Raw genomic sequence first — 18,528 nt, 5'->3', positions numbered from 1 at the left:
CGTCCGTCCGACGACGCGGCTTTGCCGCGGCGCGTCTATCTCTCCCGTCACCCCGGCGCAGGCCGGGGTCCAGCGCCGCAAGCGCGGTTCTGCGTGGCTCTGGACCCCGGCCTGTGCCGGGGTGACGGGGAGAGGCTGGCGCAAGATTAGTGAACCAGATCCGGGATGCGCGCGAAGATCTCGGTCGTGAAGTCGCTCAGCAGCCCGAGGATCATCGCGCCGAACACCATGATCGACACCGCGACGACGATCAGCTTCGGGACGAAGCTCAGCGTCTGCTCGTTGATCGAGGTCGCGGCCTGCACCATCCCGAGGATCAGCCCCGAGAGCAACGCCGGGATCAGGATCGGCGCGGAGACGAGCGCCAGCACCCACATGGTCTGGTTGGCGACGGTCAGGAAGTAATCGGCGTCGACGAGCGGTTGCATGAGCTACTCTCTCATTCCGGTCCCACACTCGTCATTGCGAGCGTAGCGAAGCAATCCAGGGCGGCGCGCGAAACACTGGATTGCTTCGCTGCGCTCGCAATGACGGGCTAGGTGGCGAACGAATTGGCCAGACTGCCCATCGTCAGCGCCCAGCCATCGACCAGCACGAACAGCAGCAGTTTAAACGGCAGCGAGATGATCGTCGGGCTGAGCATCGCCATGCCGAGCGCCATCAGCACGGTGGCGACGACCAGGTCGATGACGATGAACGGCAGGAACAGCAGGAAGCCGATCTGGAACGCTGTCTTCAGCTCGGAGGTGACGAACGCCGGCAGCAGCACCGAATAGGGGATGTCGGTCGGCGTGGCATACGGCCCCGACTTCGCCATCTGCGCGAACATCGTCACGTCCTTCACGCGCGTCTGCTTGGCCATGAAGGCGTGGAGCGGCGCGGCGGCGGTCTGGATCAGCTCGGTGCCGCCGATGCGGCCCTGCGAATAGGGCTGGATCGCGGTCGTGTTGATCTGGTTGATCGCGGGCGCCATGATGAAGAAGCTGAGGAACAGCGACAGGCCGATTAGCACCTGATTGGGCGGGGTCTGTTGCAGCCCCATCGCCTGCCGCAGGATCGACAGGACGATGATGATCCGCGTGAAGCTGGTCATCATCAGCACGATGCCCGGCAGCACCGTGAGCAGGCCCATGATGATGAGCACCTGCAGCGACAGCGACAGCGAGCCGTTGTTGTTCTGCGCGCCGGCATCGCCGCGCGACAATTGCCCGAGCGCGCGGTCGACCGCGTCGCCGACCCCCGGCGCGGGCGCGGCCGGGGCACCCTGCACCGCCGGCTGCGACGGGGCGGGGAAGTTCTGCGCCAGCGCCGGCATCGCGACGCACAGCGCCACGATGATCGCGAGCAGCGCGAGGATCAGGTGCGAGCGCTTGCCCGCGGTACGCGCGCGCGGGCGAATCAGCGCGCCGCTGTGCATCGCCGAGGCGCTCACGCGACCGGCTCCACCGGCACGCGCCCTTCGGCCTTGTCGACCAGCGTCACCCCGGCGCGGTTGACCGAGACGAGCAGGCGACGCCCCTCGAAATCGACCACCGCCAGCTTGACGCCCGGCGAGATCATCATCGTCTCGCGCACCGCGATGCCGCGCGTCGACGGCTTGCCCGGCATCCGCGATTCAAGGCGGCGCCAGAGATACAGGCAGCCGATCATCAGCCCGCAGACGAGCGGGAGCATGACGACCAGCTTCAGGATATAGGTCCACATCATCTTGTGCGTGCCCCTCAGCCGCGCTTCTCGGGCGAGACCAGCTCGGTCATCTTGACGCCGTAGCGCTCGCCGACTGTGACGATCTCGCCGCGTCCGATCAGCGTGCCGTTGACCAGCACGTCGAGCAGTTCGCCCGCCTGCCGGTCCAGCTCGATCACGCTCGATTCGCCCAGCGCGAGCAATTCGCGCAGCGACAAGGTGGTCGAGCCGATCTCGACGGTCAGCTTGACGTCGACGCCCTGCAGCAGCCGCAGGTTGGCGGCGACGGCGGCGTCGATGGCAAATCCGCCGGTCATGTCGTTCATTGCAGGGGTCCTTCGAACTTGGAGATGCGAATGGCCGCACGGCCGTTGGACGTGCCCACGGTGCCCAGCCCCAGCGCCATCCCGCCGACCACGATCGGCACGTCGGCGCCGAAGCTGATCGGGATGATGTCGCCTTCCTTGAGATCCATGAGCCGCGAGAGCGGGATGGTCGGCTCGGCGAGCACCGAGCGGACCGGGAAGCGCACGCCCATCGCCGCGCGCGTCAGCTGGGTGCGCCATTCGGCGTCGACCTCGCTGGGCTTGGCGACGACCTTGCCGGTCAGCGCGACCGTGTGCGGCTTCAGCGTCGCGACCGGATAGAGGATGTCGACGAACGCCGGCTTGGCGCTGCCGCGCGCGATCGCGAAGCGGGTGGCGATCACCACCTCGTCGGCTTCGACGCCGGGGACCATGTTCCCACCCAGCTCGAACGGCTCGGCGGTGAAGCGCGCGCGCGCCAGCGGCTCCCATGCCACTTCCAGCGCGCGCGCCAGCGCCTTGGCGATGCGCGCAAGGATCACGTCACTGGCGGGGGTGAATTCGAGCGCGAGTACCGGCGAGACGTCGCCGGTGCCGCCGAAGAACAGGTCGATGATCTCGACGACGAACTGGCTGTCGATGACGCACAGCGCCGGGCGGCCGTCCATCGACAGCGGCAGCCACGCGGTCAGCTTGTCGCCGCGCGCCGCGCGATAGTCGGCGAGCCGCAGCACCTCGAGCGGCTCGGCCCAGGCGCGTGTCTCGGCGCGCCAATAGCTCTCGAAGGTCTGGCGTACGCCGCGCGCGGCGCGCGCCGACAGATGCTGCAACGTGTGCAGATCGCCGAACGGATGCAGCTTGGCAGGCGCCCCCGACCCTCCGCCCAATGCGGCAGCGGTGCCGATCGGCGTACCGGAATCGAATCCGGCGTCGGGGGAGGCGGGCCTGTTAACCATCTACGTTCACTGAACCACGAAAGTGGTAAAGTAGACGTTACTGATCCCGCCAAACCCTTCCTTTTCCCGCAAAACCTGGTTGATTGTCGCGACGAGCCGCTTCTGCAGCTGCGCCTTGCCGGCCCCGGTGAACACCTGATCCTCGGGCGTGTCGCCGAGCGTCAGCAGGATCGCCGAGCGAATCGCGATATCGTTGGTCTTCAGATTCGTGATGACCTTGTCGTCATAGGGCGTCGACACCGCGAGCCCGATCTGGATGAAGTGCACCGAATCCTGCAGGTTGGAGGTGAACTCCTTTTCCATCGCGAAATAGTTGGAGGCATAGGGCTCGCCGCCATGGCCCTCGGGGGTTGGCGCGCCATGCGCCTCGCCGCCGCCTTCGCCACCCTCGCCGCCCTCGGCCGCGCCCTCGCCACCGCCGTGGCCGCCCTCGCCGCCCTCGCCGCCTTCACCACCCGCGCCGGGATGCTTCTGCTCGCTCTTGGGAACGAGCTTGGGCTTGTTGGGGTCGTCGTGCGCGGCGGGCTTGCCGCCGCCGCCGACCATCCCCGATCCGGCGGCATACAGACCGGCGCCGACGCCACCGCCCAGCAGGACGATGACGCCGACGGCGCCGATCACGATCATCTTCAACTTGCCCTTCTTCTTGGGCGCGGCGTCTGCGGCCGGAGCGTCACTCATCGTTCGATTCCCTCAATCACGCGATTCGGTGTTCGGTGTCGTCGGCGTCCGCGGTGGCGGCGCGACGGGCGGACGGCGGCGCGGCCGGAACTGGCGCGGCGCGTTGTTGCTGTTGTTGGTGCTGCGACGGCTGGCGGTCGCCCTGCGCAGTCGTGCCGCCGGGCTGCGCATGGTGGAGCTTCAGCCCCCGCGCCTCGGCCATTTCGGTCAGCCGCGGCTGCGCATCGGCGAGCATCGCGCGCGTCTGCGGCTGCTCGGCGGTGAGCTGGACCTGCACCGTGTCGCCCTCGCGGCGCAGCGCGACGTCGATCGCGCCCAGCGCGTCGGGGACGACGCGGATGCGCATGTCATTGGCGTCGGCCATGTCGCGCAGCTTTTCGATGTGCTGGATCATCGCGGCGGGCCAGTGCGGCTGGCGCATGTCGAGCGTCTGCTGCTGCGCCTGCCCGGTCGCGGTGACCGCGGCGGCGGAGATCGCGGCGGTCGCCTGCGGCTGGCTCACCGGCGCGGTCGGATCGGCGGGGCGCGCGCGGTCGTCGGCGGTGACCGCGCGGTGGATCGCCTCGGCGAAGGTGCGCGCGGCGCTGGCGATCGCCGGCGCGGGCGCTGCGTCGCCAGCGACCGGGAGCGGGGCGGGCGAAGGGCGCGCCACTTCGCGCACGATCGGTGACGACTCGCCAGGTGCGGCCGGCGGGGCAGGGCTATCTGCCGCCGGGGCGTCGACACTCGTCCCGGGGGCGGTCGGCGTCGCCAGCGGTGCAGCCGTGCCGGCGAGCGGCGGCGACGTGGGTGCGACGACGTCCGAGATGGGCTGCGGCAGGAGAGCGGCGGCGCTCGCGATCGGCGGCGTCACCGGAGCGGCGACATGGGCGGGCGGCATCGTCACGGGCGTTAGGACGGGCGTATCGACGCGCACCGCCGCCGCACTCGCGATCACCGCAGGCGTCGAAGCCGGCGCGCGCTCGGCGAGCGGGGTGGCGAGGACCGGCGTCGTGGGAGTCTCGACAACGCGTGGCGCGGCCTCGCCACGCGAAGTGGCGGGCAAAGGGGCTTCGCCGGCGTGCGCTGCGGCCGGGCGCGCGGCGGCGGGAAGCGTGGGCGTGACCGGCGCGTCCGTGACAGGCGCGGCCGCTGCGGGGGACGGCGGAACGGCCGGCGCAGTCTCAATCGGCATAGCGCGCGCGGCAACCGCGGCGCGGCGTGGCGCGGCCGACGTCACCTCGGGGGTACGGAGAGTCGATGACGCAGCAGCGACCGGCGCATCGGCGTTGGTCGGGGCCGGCGTAGCGGCGAGCGGCGACGACGCGACACGTTCGGGTGCGACCGGTTGCGCGATCCGCGGCGCGGCGTCGGCGACGATCGCGGCGGCGGTGTCGGCGCTGATCTCGGCTACCGTGGGCGCGTCGCGGCGCGCTGCTCGGGCAGCGGCCGCCACAGGCGGTGGCGGAGCCGGTGAAACGCTCGCTGCCGGCGCGCTGCGCTGTTGCGGCGCTTCGGAAGCGGTCTGCGGCGGGACGGCTGTCGACGGCGGAAGCGAACGCGCCCGGCCGGCAGCGGGTGCCGCCGTTCCTCGCGGCGCTACGGTCGCTGCGGGTGCCGACGTCGGCGTGGGCGGCGTCGCTGTGGCGTCTGCGACAGGGGCATCGTCGGTCTGAGCTGCCGCCGGTGCGCCGGCCGCAGCGTCCGACCGTAGCGACGGGTTCGCAGGTAAAAACGGCGCGTCGGCGTGGGGCGCGGGCCGCCGGTCGACCGCAAGCGCCTCGCGACCGCGCAGCGGCGTATTCGTCGGAGCGACCGCCACGGCTGCCTGAGCAAGCTCCGGCGTGACGGTCGTCGGCGCGGCAACCAGTGCCGCGGCGACCATGTCCGGCGTTGGCGTGAGCGGTACGGCTGCGACCGGCCCCGCAACGACGACCGTCGGGCTGGCGAGCGGGGTATCATCCTCATCCGCTTCGGTCGGCACAGCCGGATCGGCATCGGCGAGCGGCTCGACCTGATCGCGCGCCGGCACCTGCACCGGTACATCCGGCGTGAGGACCCGCAGCCGCGGCCGGACGGTAGCCGTCGCTTCGCCAAGCGCCGGGGCGGTCACCGCCACCTTCGCCGCGACCGGCGGCGGAGGCACGACGGTCTCGACCGGCAGCGCGGGCGGCGGCGGCGGCACCGGCACCCCGGTGGCATCGGCCAGCCACGCCAGCGCCGCCTCGCCGCTCGGCGACACGGCATCGACCAGCGGCAGCCCGGTGCCGGAGCCGGCAAGATCCTGCCGCCCCGCCTCGCCCGCCACCGGTGCGACCCCGACCGCGATTCCATCGCCGCACCCGGGCAGCACCAGCTTCAGGAAGTCGCCGCTCGCGCCCGCCACGCCCGGCACGGGCGCGGCGGCACCCGGCAGCATCGCGCCCGGTGCCGTCGTCGGGAGAAGGCTTGCGATCGTGGTCAAGGGTCAGGCCGCTTTCGTGGACAGGGTTCGCCGGCCACGTTGCAAGGAGCGTGCCGTTTACTTCTTTGGGCGCGCGGGCACGTCCTCGAGCGCCTTCATCTCGGCGCGCAGATCGGCGGCGTGCTGGCGTTCCATCAGCTTTTCGACCGCGCTCTGGTCGCGGCGCGCGCCGCGCGTCGCCTCGGTGCTGCGCTCGACCTGCGCCTCGGCGGCGCGGACGCGGTTCATCGCGGCTTCCGCCGAGCGGTGCAGCCGCTCGCGGAAATGCGCGGTCGCGGCGAGCTTGGCCGCGCCGGCGAAGGTCGAGGGGGCAGGGGCGACCGCATCGGCGAGCTGCGCGATGCGCTGCGCCAGTTGCGTCTCGCTGGTCAGCTGCGCCTGCGTCCGCGCCTCATCCGCACGCGCCAGCCCGAGCTGGAGCGTGCGGACGCGGTGCAGGCGTTTGAGCCGCTTGGCGTCAGGCATCGCCGAAGACGCCGACCAGCTCCATCTCGGCATCGGCCAGCGACACCATCTGATGCGTGTCCTGACGCACGAATTCCATGATCGCGGGCTGATAGGCGATCGCGGCGTCGATCGCCGGATCGCTGCCGCTGCGATACGCGCCCATCAGCACCAGGTCGCGGTTTTCCTCATAGGTTGCGAGATGGCGACGCAGGATGCGCGCCGCCTGCTGGTGATGCTGCGGCACGATGTCGTTCATGACGCGGCTGATCGACTTGGAGATGTCGATCGCCGGATAGACCGCACGCTCGGCCATCGCGCGGCTCAGCACGATATGCCCGTCGAGGATCGAACGCGCCGAATCGACGACCGGATCGTTGCCGTCGTCGCCGTCGGCGAGCACGGTATAGATACCGGTGATCGACCCGCCGGTGTTCACGTCCGACCCGGCGCGCTCGAGCAGGTTGGGGAGCATCGCGATCGCCGACGGCGGATAGCCGCGTGCCGACGCCGGCTCGCCCAGCGCCAGCCCGATCTCGCGCCCGGCGTGCGCGACGCGGGTCAGCGAATCGATGATGAGCAGCACGCTCTTGCCCTCGGCGCGGAACGCCTCGGCGATCGCGGTGGCGCGCAGCGCGCCGCGGATGCGGAGCACCGGCGAATGGTTGGCGGGAACCGCGACGACGACCGAGCGCTTGCGCGCCTCGCCCGCGACCTTGGTTTCGAGGAAGTCGGCGACCTCGCGGCTGCGCTCGCCGATCAGCCCGATGACGACGACATCGGCCTGCGCCGCGCGCACCATCATGCCGAGCAGCACCGATTTGCCGACACCCGACCCGGCCATGATCCCGACGCGCTGGCCCTGACCGACGGTGAGCAGCCCGTTGATCGCACGCACCCCGACGTCCATCGGCGCGAGCACGCGGCCACGGTCGAGCGGCGACTGCATATGCCCGGCGAGCGGCCAGCGGCCGGCGCCGCGGATCGGGCCGAGCCCGTCGATCGGATTGCCCGCGCCGTCGACGACGCGCCCCAGCATCGCCGCGCCGACCTCCGCCTCGCCCGGCGCACCGAGCGGACGGACCGGTGCATTGGGGAGCAGCGCCGCCGGGCCGCCGAGGTTCATCATCAACGTGCGGCCGTTGCGGAAACCGATCACCTCGGCCTCGACCTGTTGCCCGCCGTCCGCGCCGATCTTGCAGATGGTGCCGACCGGCAGCGACAGCCCGACCGCTTCCATCAGCAGCCCGTCATAGGACGACAGCCGCCCGGCGACGCGCGCCTTGGGCCGCGATCCGGCGAGCGCGAGCGTGCCGAGGTAATCTTCGGCGAAGCGGTTCAGCACGCCGGCACCGCCGCGCGTTCGATCGCGGTGGACAGTTGTTCCAGCCACATCGCCGGACCGTCCTCGACGATTGTCGACGCGGCCTCCATCACGAAGCTGCCGCGCTCGATGCTCTCGTCGCCGACCGGGAAGACGGTGCCGGGCACGCGGCCCTCCAGCAGCGGCAGATCCTCGGGATGGACGCGCAGCATCGCCGACTCGCTGGCGTCGGCGAGCAGCTCGGTCGCGGCCTCGACGCGCGCGGCGAGCAACGGCGCGGAGACGCCGATCTCACCGACCAATTGCGTCACCAGCATCGTGACGGTGCGGCGCAATGCCTCGGCCAAAGCGACGCGGTCGATCGCGCCGCCGGCCTTCATCGCGCCCGCGACCGCCTCCAGCAGCTCGCGCTCGCGCGACACCACCGCGTCGGCGGCCATCGCGGCGTCGGCGAGCCCCTCGTGATAGCCGGCGATCCGGGCGGCCTCGATCTGCTCGACGCAGGCCGGGATCGGCGCGTCGGCGTCCATCATATCCCAGCCGGCGGTCGGATCGGCATCCGGATCGGCGGGCGAGAAATGGCGCGGCTGGTCGCCGGTTGCCTCGTCCGACATTTCCTCCGAGGACGACGGCGCGGGCGAGCGCGCGCCGAACGCCTGTTCGATGCGTGCGATCAGGTCGGCGGGCGTGAAGCCCGGCGCGATCCCGGATTGCGCGCGCGTGCGGCTGAGCGCCGCGGCATCGGCGCGCGATGGCATACCACTGACGAAATCCGCCTCAGACATAATCGTCGTCGCCTGCCCCCAGATTGATCGTGCCGTCCTTGGCAAGGTTGCGCGCGATCTGGATGATCGCCTTCTGCGCCTCGAGCACTTCGCTCAGCTTCATCGGCCCGCGTGCTTCCATATCGTCGCGGATGCCCGATGCGGCGCGTGCCGACATGCAGCCCAGGATGCGGTTGCGCGCCGCCTCGTCCACACCCTTCAGCGCGCGGCCCAACGTATCGCCGTCGACGTTGCGGATGAGCGTGCCCAGCCCCTTGTCGTCCAGCTCCAGCAGGTTGTCGAAGACGAACATCGCCTCCTCGATCTGCCGCGCGATGTCGCGGTCCATCTTGAGCAGCTTCGGCATGACGCGCTGTTCGGTCGACTTGCGCGCGCCCTGCAGGATCTTCGCCGCCTCGCGCGCGCCGCCCAGCTGGAGCGCGGTGGAGGACCCACCGCCGCCGCCGCTCGCGCTGCCGCCGCCGGTGCGGCTGGCGATCAGCGTGCGCAGCGCGTCGACCGCGTCGGGGGTGATCGGCCCGAGGCGCGCGATGCGGTGCAGGATGTCGGGCTGCGTCAGTTCGGGCAGCAGTTCGAGCACCTGGCTGCCGATCGCCGGATCGAGATTGGCGATCATCACCGCGCAGATCTGCGGATGCTCCTTGTCGAGCATCGCCGCGATCTCCTTGGCATCGAGCCAGTCGAGCAGGTCGATCTCGCACACCGCCTCGGCCGGGGTGATCTGCGCCAGCACGCTCTCGGCCTTGTCGCGGCCCAGCGCGCGCGTCATCACCGCCTCGACCTTCGGGCCGGGGTTGAAGGTGATGCCGGTGCGCTCGCGCGCCTTGCCGACGAAATCGTCGAGCACCAGCTCGACCTCGTCCTCGCTGACGTCGGCGACCGCGAACATCGCGGTGCCGAGCTTGCGGACCTCTTCGGGATCGAGCTTCTGGAGGATCGCGGCGGCCTCTTCCTCGCCGACGAGCATCATCAATACCGCGGCGCGCTCGACGCCGGTGAAGGTCCGCGGGGCGGTGGCGACTTCGCTCACGGCTTGGCGTCCGCGCCGAGCATGTCACGCACCGCCAGCGCCGCGCGCGCCGGATTGTCGCGCGTGAAGCCGCGCACCGCGTCGATCCGCTCCTCGTAGCTCTGGCTGGTCTCGATCTGGTCGAGGCTGACCGGCGGCTGGACCGCGATCTGCTCGCCGTCCGGGCCGATGCCCGCGCTGCCGCCCTCGCCCGACCCGTCGGTCAGCGCTGCGCCCTCGCCCTTCGCGCCGTCCGCGAGCGCGGCGGCGTCCTTGGCGGGCGTGGCGTCCTCGCGCTTCTTCATCAGCGCCTTGGCGATCGGCCGCACGCCGAGCAGCAGCACCAGCAGCGCGATGACCAGCGCCGTCAGATTGCGCGCGAGCATCGGCACCAGCGCATTGTCGTACCATTTCGGCGCGGCGCCGGCATCGGCGCTGGCGTCGGCGAACTTGCGGCTGATGACAGTGACGTTGTCGTTGCGCGCCTGATCGAAGCCGACTGCGCTCTTCACCAGATCGTTGATCTGCTGGATCTCCATCGCGGTACGCTTGGTCTTCTCCGGGTCGCGCAACAGCACCGCGACCGACAGCCGCTTGATGTTGCCCGGCGCGGCGCGCGTCACCGAGACTTCCTTGTTGAGGTCGTAGGCGCGCTGGAAGGCGTCGGTCTGCTTGGCCGGGTCGGGCGCGGGGCCGCCGGCGGTCGGCGGGGCGGCGGGCGTGCCGGGATTGCCGGTCGCCGGCTGCGGGGTCGACAGCTGCGAGGCGGGCGGGGGCGTGTTGCTCAGCGCGCCGGGGATGCCGCCGGGTGCCTGACCCGACGCCATGTTGCCGGTCCAGTTGCCGGTTTCGGCGCGCAGCCGGCCTTCCTTGTCGTAGCTCTCGCGCGTCGCGCTGGTCTCGTCGAGGTTGACGTCGGCCTGCACCTCGGCGGTGAAATTGCCCGCGCCGACCAGCGGGGTGAGCAGCTGGATCAGCTGCTGGCGATATTTGTCCTCGACGCGGCGCTGAAACTCGATGCGCTTGTCGTTGGCGCTGTCGGGGCCGTCGCCGGACTTGGTGAGCAGGCCGCCCATCTGGTCGACGACCGTGACCGCATCGGGCTTCAGCCCCGGCACCGACGAGGCGACGAGGTTGACGATCGACTGGACCTGCGCGTCGCTCAGCGAGCGCCCGCCCTGCAATTTGACGACCACCGACGCCGACGGCGCGGCATTGTCGCGCACGAACACGCTCGCCTCGGGCATTGCGAGATGGACGCGCGCTTCGGCGACCGCGTCGATCTCCTGGATCGAGCGCGCCAGCTCGGTCTCGCGCGCCTGCCGCAGGCGTTCGCCCTCGACCGCGCGGCTGACGCCCATCGGCAGCTCGTCGAGGATCGCGTACCCGCCCGGCGCGGCCTTGGGCAGACCCTGCCCGGCGAGCAGCAGCCGCGCCTTGGAGAAATCCTCCTCGTTGACGGTCAGCGTGCCTGCCGAATCGTCGATGTGGCTGGGAATGTTCGCCGCCGACAGCGCGGTGGTGACCGCGGCCTTGTCCGAATCGGGCAGCCCCGAAAACAACGTCTTCTGCGGCGGGGTCGACAGCGCCGACCAGGCGAGCCCGGCCGCGCCGATCAGCCCGACCATCAACGCCATCGGACCGGCGCGCCGCACCGCGGGCTGCGCCATCACGCCCTGGATCTGGCGCAGCGGGTTGGCGAACTTCTCGGGGACCAGCGTGACCGGCACCGGGTTCTGCGGGGTGAGAGCGTTGCTCATATCAGACCGGCATGCTCATGATGTCCTTGTACGCGGACAGGATCTTGTTGCGGACCTGCAAGGTGGCCTCGAAGCCGACCGACGCTTCCTGACGTGCGAGCATCACCTTGGCGATGTCGACGGTCTCGCCGCGTTCATACTGCTCCGACAGCGCCGAGGCCTTTTGCTGGCCGTCGTTCACCTTGGCGATCGCCGACTGCATCGTGTCGGCGAAGCTGGTCGCGTTCGCCGCGCCGCCGGTGGCCGGGGCAGGGGCGGCCGAGGCGGCGCCGCCGGCGCGGTTCAGCGCGGCGTTGCGCTCCAGGATCTGCGCGCGCAGCGCCATCACCCGGTCGACGCCGCCGACGCCTCCGATCGCGCTCATGCCGACAGCATCCGGCTGGTGCCGGCGGCGAGATCGTCACCCTGTTCGCGCGCCTTGGCGAGGCGATAGCGCAGCGTGCGCTCGGAGATGCCGAGCCGCTTCGCGGTCTCGATCCGGCTGCCGCCGCACGCCGCCAGCGTCTCGCGGATCGCGGCGAATTCGGAGAATTGCACGACCTGACCCAGCGTGTTGTCGTCACCGCCGCCCAGCGGGGCGACGCGCGGCGCGGGCGAAGGACGGTCGAACACGATGTGATCGGCCTCGATCGTGTCACCGCCGGCGAAGAGCAACGCGCGCTGGATCACGTTTTCCAGCTCACGGACGTTGCCCGGCCAGTCGTGCGCGACCAGCCGCGCGATCGCGGCGTCGCTCGGCCACGGCACCGCGGCGCGGGTGCCGGCGTGGCGCAGGATCATCGTCGCGGCGAGCGCGGGAATGTCCTGCGGCCGCTCGGCGAGCGCACGGGTCGACAGCGGGAACACCGACAGGCGGTAGTAAAGATCGGCGCGGAACCGGCCCGCCGCCACTTCGGCCTGCAGGTCGCGGTTGGCGCAGGCGACGACGCGGACGTCGACCGCCTGCGGCATCGTCGCGCCGATCGGCACCACCTCGCGCTCCTGCAACACGCGCAGCAGCTTGGCCTGGAGGTTGAGCGGCATCTCGGCGATTTCGTCGAGCAGCAGCGTGCCGCCGTTCGCCGCGCGGAAGAAGCCCTCGCCGCCCGACGACGCGCCGGTGAACGCGCCCTTCTGGTGGCCGAACAGCATCGCCTCGAGCATAGTCTCGGGCAGCGCAGCGCAGTTGATCGCGACGAACGGGCCGTCGCGGCGCTCGGAGTTCAGGTGGATGGTGCGGGCCAGCACTTCCTTGCCGGTGCCGGTCGGGCCGTTGATGAGCACCGTGATGTCGGCCTGCGCGACGCGCTCGGCAAGCGCGAGCAGCGCCAGCGACTCGGGATCGGCGGCGGTCGGCAGCTCCGGCCCGCCGACCAGCGCGCGCGCGAAGGCGTTGCCGACCGCCGCATCCTCGTGGCCATAGGCGATGCGGGCAGGTTGGCCGTCGCGGAACGGGATCACCTCGCGGCCGGCATTGCCGACGATCAGCGTGCGCGCCGGGGCGGGCACCGCCTCGCCCTCGGCGACGAGATAGGCGACGTTCGGCTGTGGCCGCGCGGCGGGCGCCTGCACGGCGAAGCCCTGCGCGCGCAGCGAGGACACGAGCGTCAGGTGCGCGCGCTCCACGGTGGCTGTCGGCATGATCGAACGCATGGCGAGAAATTCCCTCGAATCAGTGCGAACGTGATGCGGCCGGGCTGGTTAACGCGCGGTATAACTGCCGTTTTGCCGGCAAGTTTTTTCCGGGCGTGCGCGCGCGTATACGTAGGAAGGGGCGGGGCGGCGGGGCGCCCGAAAAATCTGCGGAGAAAAGCGCTAAAGGTCCGGCGCGGGCAGCCGTTTGATGCGGTGACGGCACGGCCACCTGCTCATTCGGGGGCGGCGGGACGGGCCGGTAGATGGAGCTTTTCCCATGACCGTGATCAACACCAACACCTCGGCGATGCGCGCCACCAACGCCTCGACCAGCGCCAGCAAGATGCTCGCGACCTCGATGGAGCGCCTGTCGACCGGCAAGCGCATCAACTCGGCGAAGGACGACGCCGCCGGCCTCGCGATCGCCAACCGCATGGCGAGCCAGACCAAGAGCATGGCGATGGCCGTCCGCAACGCCAACGACGGCATCAGCCTGGCGCAGACCGCCGAAGGCGCGATGGGCGAAGTCACCAACATGCTGACCCGCATGAAGGAACTGGCCACCCAGTCGGCCAACGGCACGCTGAAGGACACCGATCGCACCGCGCTGCAGTCGGAAATGACCCAGCTCACCGCCGAAATCGGTAACGTCGCCAAGACGACCTCGTTCAACGGCGTCAACCTGCTCGACGGCAGCTCCGACTCGGTCAAGCTGCAGACCGGCATCAACGCCGACCAGACGATTTCGATGGCCCTGACCGACACCCGCGCGTCGACGCTCGGCCTGACCGCGCAAGCGAAGGGCGGCACCGTGGACGGCACCGCCGCGTTCGCCGCCGCCAACGGCGATCCGCTCACCATCAATGGTCAGGCCGTGACGACCACCGGCACGGCACTGGATGCGAAGGCAATCGCAAGCGCCATCAATGCTACGACCGCCGACTCGAACGTGGTCGCGACCGCCAAGAACAAGGTCACGATGGATGTCGGTACGCTCACCGCGGGCAAGTCGTTCAGCATCGGCTCCACCGCAATCACGATGACGGCGGCCGAGAAGGACTCGAACTCGCTTGCGGCCAAGATCAACACCACGCTTGGTTCGGGCAGCAACATCGTCGCCAGCACCGACAGCAACAACAAGTTGGTGCTGACGAGCAAGGACGGCAGCAACATTTCGATCACCAACACCGACAGTCTGCTGTCGAACGCGAAGGTCGGCGAGAAGCAGAACGAAGCGCTGGACATCACCACCGCTCCGACGACCGCCGCTGTCGCACGTGGTCAGGTTACGTTGGAAGCCCAGAACGGCGTCGGCATCACGGTTGCCGGTGCGGGTGCCGCGAAGGCGGGTCTGACGGAGGGTAGCACCTCGGCGATCTCGATCGCATCGCAGACCGGCGCCTCGGCAGCGATGGCGGTGATCGACAACGCGCTCGACAAGATCTCGTCGGCACGCGGCACGATGGGTGCGGCGCAGAACCGGCTGGAATCGACGGTCAACAACCTGACCACCACCGCGACCAACCTGTCTGACGCCAAGAGCCGCATCGAGGACGCCGACTTCTCGACCGAGACGACCGCGCTCGCCAAGGCGCAGATCCTCGGCCAGGCCTCGACCGCGATGCTGGCGCAGGCCAACCAGTCGCAGCAGGGCGTGATGAAGCTGCTCGGCTAAGTCCGGCAGCCGACCACCGGCCTCTCGCCCCCGATCAGAGCGGGGCCGGTGCCGGACAGGGAAACCCCCGTCAGCCGCAAGGCTGGCGGGGGTTTTCGCGTCGATGGAAGCCTGTGCTCGCCGCACGATCCGTCGCCTTTGCGCAGGCAGGGGCCCATGGCTGTCCCGTCCGGGTGGGCGGCGTGACACAGGCGGGCCGGTCAGCGGGTCGGCGTCGTGAGAGACGATGCAGTCACAGGCTCCTGCCTTCGCAGGAGCGACGGTGCAGGAAGGGGACGGCTGCGACCGTCTGTTCCTTCGTCGTCCGGGACTTGATGCGGAACCCCGCTGCGTCGCAGCGGCTTGGGCGAGCTGGTCATAACCGAGAAGTAAGGTGAGGGTGGCCCGGAGTTCGACCCGAGCGGTCCGTCTGACCAGCACGCAACACCCGCCGTCGCCCCTGTGAAGGCAGGGGCCCATGTCTGCATCGTCCGGGTAGGCGTTGTGACACAGGCGCGCTGGTTAACGTGTCGGCCTCGCGCGAGACGATGCAGTCATGGGCTCCTGCCTGCGCAGGAGCGACGGTGAATGAAAGGGACGGCTGCGACCCGCTGTTCCCTCGTCATCTCGGACTAGGTCTGGCCCTCGGCTACGTCGCAGCGCGCGAGGCTCATGGGATAGCGGTTCCGCCCTCCGGTGACGAGGCGACGTGCCGCGGTTCGACGGCCGGGAAGGCATGCAGGCAGGCGCGAAAGGTACGGGACACTCCGCTCGACCACGCCCGCCGGCACCCACAAACGAAAACCCCGGCGACCGCATCCGGCCACCGGGGTTCCGTGTCATTCCTCGTCCGACACCGTCAGATCGTCGGGATTGTCGTCCGGCTCGCCAGCGGGGAGGTCGTCCGGGGCGTCGCCGCCGTCGGGATCGCGCTGGTCTTCGCTGAGCGCGGGGTGGCTGCGGGGTTCGGTCATCGCGTTCCTCCTCCTGATCGCCATACCAACGCATGGCCACCGGCGAAGGTCGCAACCGTCAGCGCTGCGTCATCGCCTTCTTCAGTTTGGCGTGCGCGGCGCTCTTGATCTGGCAGACGCGCGCCGCGCCGATCCCGAGCACCTGCCCGATCTCTTCGAGGTTGAGTTCCTCGACGTGATAGAGCTGGATCACCAGCTGCTCGCGCTCCGGCAATCCCGAGATCGCGGCGATCAGCCGGTCGCGGGTCTGCGTTTCGGAAAGCTGCTCGAACGCGTCGGGCGCGTCGCTCGCGAACCACGGCTGGTCGTCGGCGTAGACCTCGTCGATCGACTCATATCTGATCGCCTCGGCCGCGGCATAGTCGGTGCGCAACTTCTCCGGCGTCACCTCCAGCCGCGACGCCAGCTCGCGCTCGGTGGGCGCACGGCCATATTGATGGCTCAGCTGATTGACCGCGCGCGCATATTCGCGCTTCCGGCGGATCGCGCCGCGCGTCATCGCGGCGTGGCGGCGCAGTTCGTCGATCATCGCGCCGCGCAGCCGCGTGACCAGATATTGGCGGAGCGTCACCTGCCCGCGATCCTCGAAGGCGGCGACCGCCTCGACCAAGGCGACCAGCCCGACCTGCACCAGATCCTCGACCTCGATCGCCGTCGAGACACTGCCGTGAACGTGCCACGCCAGCCGCCGGACGAGCGGAAGATGCTCGCGCACCAGCGCATTCTCGTCGCGCGCGCGTACGCGCGGTCTATAGGTGAGGGGTGCGCCGTCGATCGGCAGCGGGGCGGGCTGCGCGCCGGTGAACGCCTGCGGCATCGGTTCGGCGCTCATGCCGCCAGTGCCTGCTGCTGCGGCTGGTTGCCGATGATCGCGACGACCTCGACGGCCTTGTCTTCAGGGACTTCGAAGAAGCTCATGACGGGCGTATCCGGTAGAACGGTGCGGACGAGTTTGCGGATCGCGACGCGGATCGCGGGCTGGACGACCAGCGCGAACGGCTTCGCTTCCGCGATGAGCGGCTGGGCCGCGGCTTGCAGCGCGTCGACGATGCGACGGCCGAGTTCGGGTTCGATGACGTGGCGGCCGGGATCCTGCCGCGCGGCCTGGCCGAGCAATTGCTCCAGCCCGCCCTCCAGCGTCATGACGCGCAGCGGTTCGCGCACGCCGGCCAGCTTGGCGATGATCAGCGAGCCGAGTTCGGGGCGGATCAGCTCGATGATCTCGACCGGGTCGGCGCTGCGCTGCGCGGCGATCGAGATCGCGGCGGCGATGCGGCGGAATTCGCGCAGCTGGATACCTTCGGACAACAGCCCCTTCAGCACCGTCGCCAGCGAGGTGAGCGGCAGCGGCGCCAGCGCGGCGACCAGCTGCGGCGCACGCTCCTTGAGCTCGTCGAGCAGCGACTGGACCTCGTCCGCGCCCAGCAGGTCGCCGGCATTGGCGCCCAGCGCATGGTTGAGGTGCGTGGCGATCACCGTGCCCGAATCGACGACCAGATAGCCTTGGCCGGTCGCGACATCGGCGTCGCCGGTCGCGATCCACGTCGCGTCGAGCCCGAAGGTCGGGTCCTTGGCCTTCTTGCCGATCAACTCGCCGAAGCCCTGCCCGGTGTCGAGCGCCAGCATCTCGTCGGGCGAGACCTGATCCTCGCCGACGCACACCCCGCCCAGCATGACGCGGTACGTGTAGGGCGCGAGGTTGATGTCGTCGCGGACGCGCACCTGCGGCACCACGAAGCCGAGTTCCTTCGACAGCTGGCGACGCACGCCGGTGATCCGGCCCATCAGCGGCGCACCGCGGCGCTCGTCGACCAGCGGGACCAGCCCGTAACCGATGTCGAGATTGACCAGCATCGTCTCCGACACTTCGTCCCAGCCGATCTTGGAGGGATCGGGCGCTTCGACCGCGGGCGGCGCTTCGACGATTGCGGGGCGCTTGGCGATCTGGTTCAGCTTCCACGCCGCGAACCCGGCGGCACCGGCGAGCGGCAGGATGACGAAATGCGGCATCCCGGGCAGCACGCCGAGCAGCACGAGGATCACCGCCACCGGCGTCCAGGTGCGCGCCGAGCCGAACTGGCTGCCGATCTGGCCGGCGAGATCCTTCTCGGACTTCACGCGGGTGACGATCGCGGCGGCGGCGATCGAGAGCAGCAGCGCCGGCACCTGCGCGACCAGCGCGTCGCCGATCGCGAGCATGGTGTAGGTCTGCGCGGCCTTGGCGATCGTCAGCGAATGGCTGACCGGGCCGAGGATCAGCCCGCCGACGATGTTCGCGGCGAGGATCAGCAGGCCGGCGACCGCGTCGCCCTTCACGAATTTCGACGAACCGTCCATCGAGCCGTAGAATTCGGCCTCGGTGGCGACGTCGACGCGGCGCTTCTTGGCTTCGTCGGGGGTGATGAGCCCGGCGTTGAGGTCGGCGTCGATCGCCATCTGCTTGCCGGGCAGCGCGTCGAGCGTGAAGCGTGCCGAGACTTCGGAGACGCGGCCTGCGCCCTTGGTGACGACGATCAGGTTGATGATGACGATGATCGCGAACACGAACAGGCCGACGACATAGTCGCCGCCGATCACGAACGATCCGAACGCCTCGATGACATGCCCCGCCGCCGCCGAGCCGGTATGGCCGTGGACCAACACGATGCGCGTCGAGGCGACGTTGAGGCCGAGCCGGAACAGCGTCGCGAACAGCAGCACGGTCGGGAAGGACGAGAAGTCGAGCGGCTTCTCGGCATTGAGCGCGACCATCAGCACCGCGAGGCTGATCGTGATGTTCATGATGAAGAACACGTCGAGCAGGAAGGCCGGGATCGGCACGACCATCAGGACGACGAGCAGCAGGATCGCGGCGGGCAGCGCGCCCTGGCGCGCGTGGGCGAGGATCTTCATC

General features: G+C 70.1%; 17 protein-coding genes and 2 pseudogenes. 2 read left to right on the top strand and 17 right to left on the bottom strand.

Translation table 11 applies throughout. The features are described from left to right. Nucleotides 1-146 precede the first annotated feature (146 nt). The 14 genes from fliQ to FHS97_RS11190 form a co-directional block, all read right to left on the bottom strand. Nucleotides 147-428 (bottom strand): flagellar biosynthesis protein FliQ, encoded by a 282-nt coding sequence (fliQ, locus tag FHS97_RS11255; RefSeq protein ID WP_028967499.1) that lies wholly within the window; start codon nucleotides 426-428, stop codon nucleotides 147-149. Nucleotides 429-535: 107 nt separating this feature from the next. Beyond that, the gene (gene fliP / locus FHS97_RS11250; RefSeq protein ID WP_184037943.1) at nucleotides 536-1,417 is read right to left on the bottom strand and encodes a flagellar type III secretion system pore protein FliP; all 882 of its coding nucleotides are present in this window, start codon (nucleotides 1,415-1,417) and stop codon (nucleotides 536-538) included. Between the two features lie 11 nt (nucleotides 1,418-1,428). Next, on the bottom strand, nucleotides 1,429-1,707 hold the full coding sequence (locus FHS97_RS11245) for a flagellar biosynthetic protein FliO (RefSeq protein ID WP_184037402.1): 279 nt from the start codon (nucleotides 1,705-1,707) through the stop codon (nucleotides 1,429-1,431). Between the two features lie 14 nt (nucleotides 1,708-1,721). Then, nucleotides 1,722-2,012: a flagellar motor switch protein FliN gene (gene fliN / locus FHS97_RS11240; RefSeq protein ID WP_028967502.1), complete on the bottom strand. Its 291-nt coding sequence runs from the start codon at nucleotides 2,010-2,012 to the stop codon at nucleotides 1,722-1,724. Continuing rightward, nucleotides 2,009-2,947, bottom strand: a complete 939-nt coding sequence (locus FHS97_RS11235; protein WP_184037399.1) for a flagellar motor switch protein FliM — start codon at nucleotides 2,945-2,947, stop codon at nucleotides 2,009-2,011. Before FHS97_RS11235 ends, fliN begins: the two co-directional genes overlap by 4 nt. 6 nt (nucleotides 2,948-2,953) lie before the next feature. Next, the gene (locus tag FHS97_RS11230) at nucleotides 2,954-3,628 is read right to left on the bottom strand and encodes a flagellar basal body-associated FliL family protein (protein WP_184037396.1); all 675 of its coding nucleotides are present in this window, start codon (nucleotides 3,626-3,628) and stop codon (nucleotides 2,954-2,956) included. Nucleotides 3,629-3,644: 16 nt separating this feature from the next. Continuing rightward, entirely contained in the window at nucleotides 3,645-6,071 is a 2,427-nt protein-coding gene (locus tag FHS97_RS11225) for a flagellar hook-length control protein FliK (RefSeq protein ID WP_184037391.1), read from the bottom strand. Between the two features lie 57 nt (nucleotides 6,072-6,128). Next, complete coding sequence (locus FHS97_RS11220) at nucleotides 6,129-6,536, bottom strand: hypothetical protein (protein ID WP_246346618.1); 408 nt, start codon at nucleotides 6,534-6,536, stop codon at nucleotides 6,129-6,131. Then, nucleotides 6,529-7,860 (bottom strand): FliI/YscN family ATPase, encoded by a 1,332-nt coding sequence (locus FHS97_RS11215; RefSeq protein WP_184037388.1) that lies wholly within the window; start codon nucleotides 7,858-7,860, stop codon nucleotides 6,529-6,531. The genes FHS97_RS11220 and FHS97_RS11215 overlap by 8 nt, the downstream gene beginning before the upstream one ends. Continuing rightward, nucleotides 7,854-8,624, bottom strand: a complete 771-nt coding sequence (locus FHS97_RS11210) for a FliH/SctL family protein (RefSeq protein ID WP_184037385.1) — start codon at nucleotides 8,622-8,624, stop codon at nucleotides 7,854-7,856. Before FHS97_RS11210 ends, FHS97_RS11215 begins: the two co-directional genes overlap by 7 nt. Further along, a complete protein-coding gene (gene fliG, locus FHS97_RS11205; protein ID WP_184037382.1) occupies nucleotides 8,617-9,654 on the bottom strand; it encodes a flagellar motor switch protein FliG in 1,038 nt (345 codons plus the stop codon). The genes FHS97_RS11210 and fliG overlap by 8 nt, the downstream gene beginning before the upstream one ends. Further along, complete coding sequence (fliF, locus tag FHS97_RS11200; protein WP_184037379.1) at nucleotides 9,651-11,393, bottom strand: flagellar basal-body MS-ring/collar protein FliF; 1,743 nt, start codon at nucleotides 11,391-11,393, stop codon at nucleotides 9,651-9,653. The genes fliG and fliF overlap by 4 nt, the downstream gene beginning before the upstream one ends. Before the next feature lies 1 nt (nucleotide 11,394). Then, on the bottom strand, nucleotides 11,395-11,757 hold the full coding sequence (fliE, locus tag FHS97_RS11195; RefSeq protein ID WP_184037377.1) for a flagellar hook-basal body complex protein FliE: 363 nt from the start codon (nucleotides 11,755-11,757) through the stop codon (nucleotides 11,395-11,397). Next, nucleotides 11,754-13,025: a sigma-54 interaction domain-containing protein gene (locus tag FHS97_RS11190; RefSeq protein WP_184037374.1), complete on the bottom strand. Its 1,272-nt coding sequence runs from the start codon at nucleotides 13,023-13,025 to the stop codon at nucleotides 11,754-11,756. The genes fliE and FHS97_RS11190 overlap by 4 nt, the downstream gene beginning before the upstream one ends. Before the next feature lie 259 nt (nucleotides 13,026-13,284). Here FHS97_RS11190 and FHS97_RS17780 point away from each other — a divergent pair. Both FHS97_RS17780 and FHS97_RS17775 read left to right on the top strand, forming a co-directional pair. Beyond that, nucleotides 13,285-13,695 (top strand): annotated as a pseudogene (locus FHS97_RS17780) (flagellin N-terminal helical domain-containing protein); the annotation flags it as partial. A gap of 732 nt (nucleotides 13,696-14,427) precedes the next feature. Then, a pseudogene (locus FHS97_RS17775) lies at nucleotides 14,428-14,682 on the top strand (flagellin); the annotation flags it as partial. A gap of 818 nt (nucleotides 14,683-15,500) precedes the next feature. Here the strand turns inward: FHS97_RS17775 and FHS97_RS17640 are convergent. Genes FHS97_RS17640 through flhA form a run of 3 tightly spaced genes read right to left on the bottom strand, consistent with a single transcriptional unit; the run spans nucleotide 15,501 to nucleotide 18,527 of the window. After that, nucleotides 15,501-15,635 (bottom strand): hypothetical protein, encoded by a 135-nt coding sequence (locus tag FHS97_RS17640; RefSeq protein ID WP_260396535.1) that lies wholly within the window; start codon nucleotides 15,633-15,635, stop codon nucleotides 15,501-15,503. A gap of 58 nt (nucleotides 15,636-15,693) precedes the next feature. Continuing rightward, nucleotides 15,694-16,467 (bottom strand): sigma-70 family RNA polymerase sigma factor, encoded by a 774-nt coding sequence (locus tag FHS97_RS11180; RefSeq protein WP_184037368.1) that lies wholly within the window; start codon nucleotides 16,465-16,467, stop codon nucleotides 15,694-15,696. Continuing rightward, a complete protein-coding gene (gene flhA / locus FHS97_RS11175) occupies nucleotides 16,464-18,527 on the bottom strand; it encodes a flagellar biosynthesis protein FlhA (protein ID WP_184037364.1) in 2,064 nt (687 codons plus the stop codon). Before flhA ends, FHS97_RS11180 begins: the two co-directional genes overlap by 4 nt. Between the last annotated feature and the right edge of the window lies 1 nt (nucleotide 18,528).

It is taken from the genome of Sphingomonas endophytica, from assembly GCF_014199415.1.
GTDB classification, from domain to species: Bacteria; Pseudomonadota; Alphaproteobacteria; order Sphingomonadales; family Sphingomonadaceae; genus Sphingomonas; species Sphingomonas endophytica.
The sequence above is the reverse complement of the archived record's forward strand: the minus strand, read 5'-3'. Positions and strand labels throughout refer to the sequence as shown.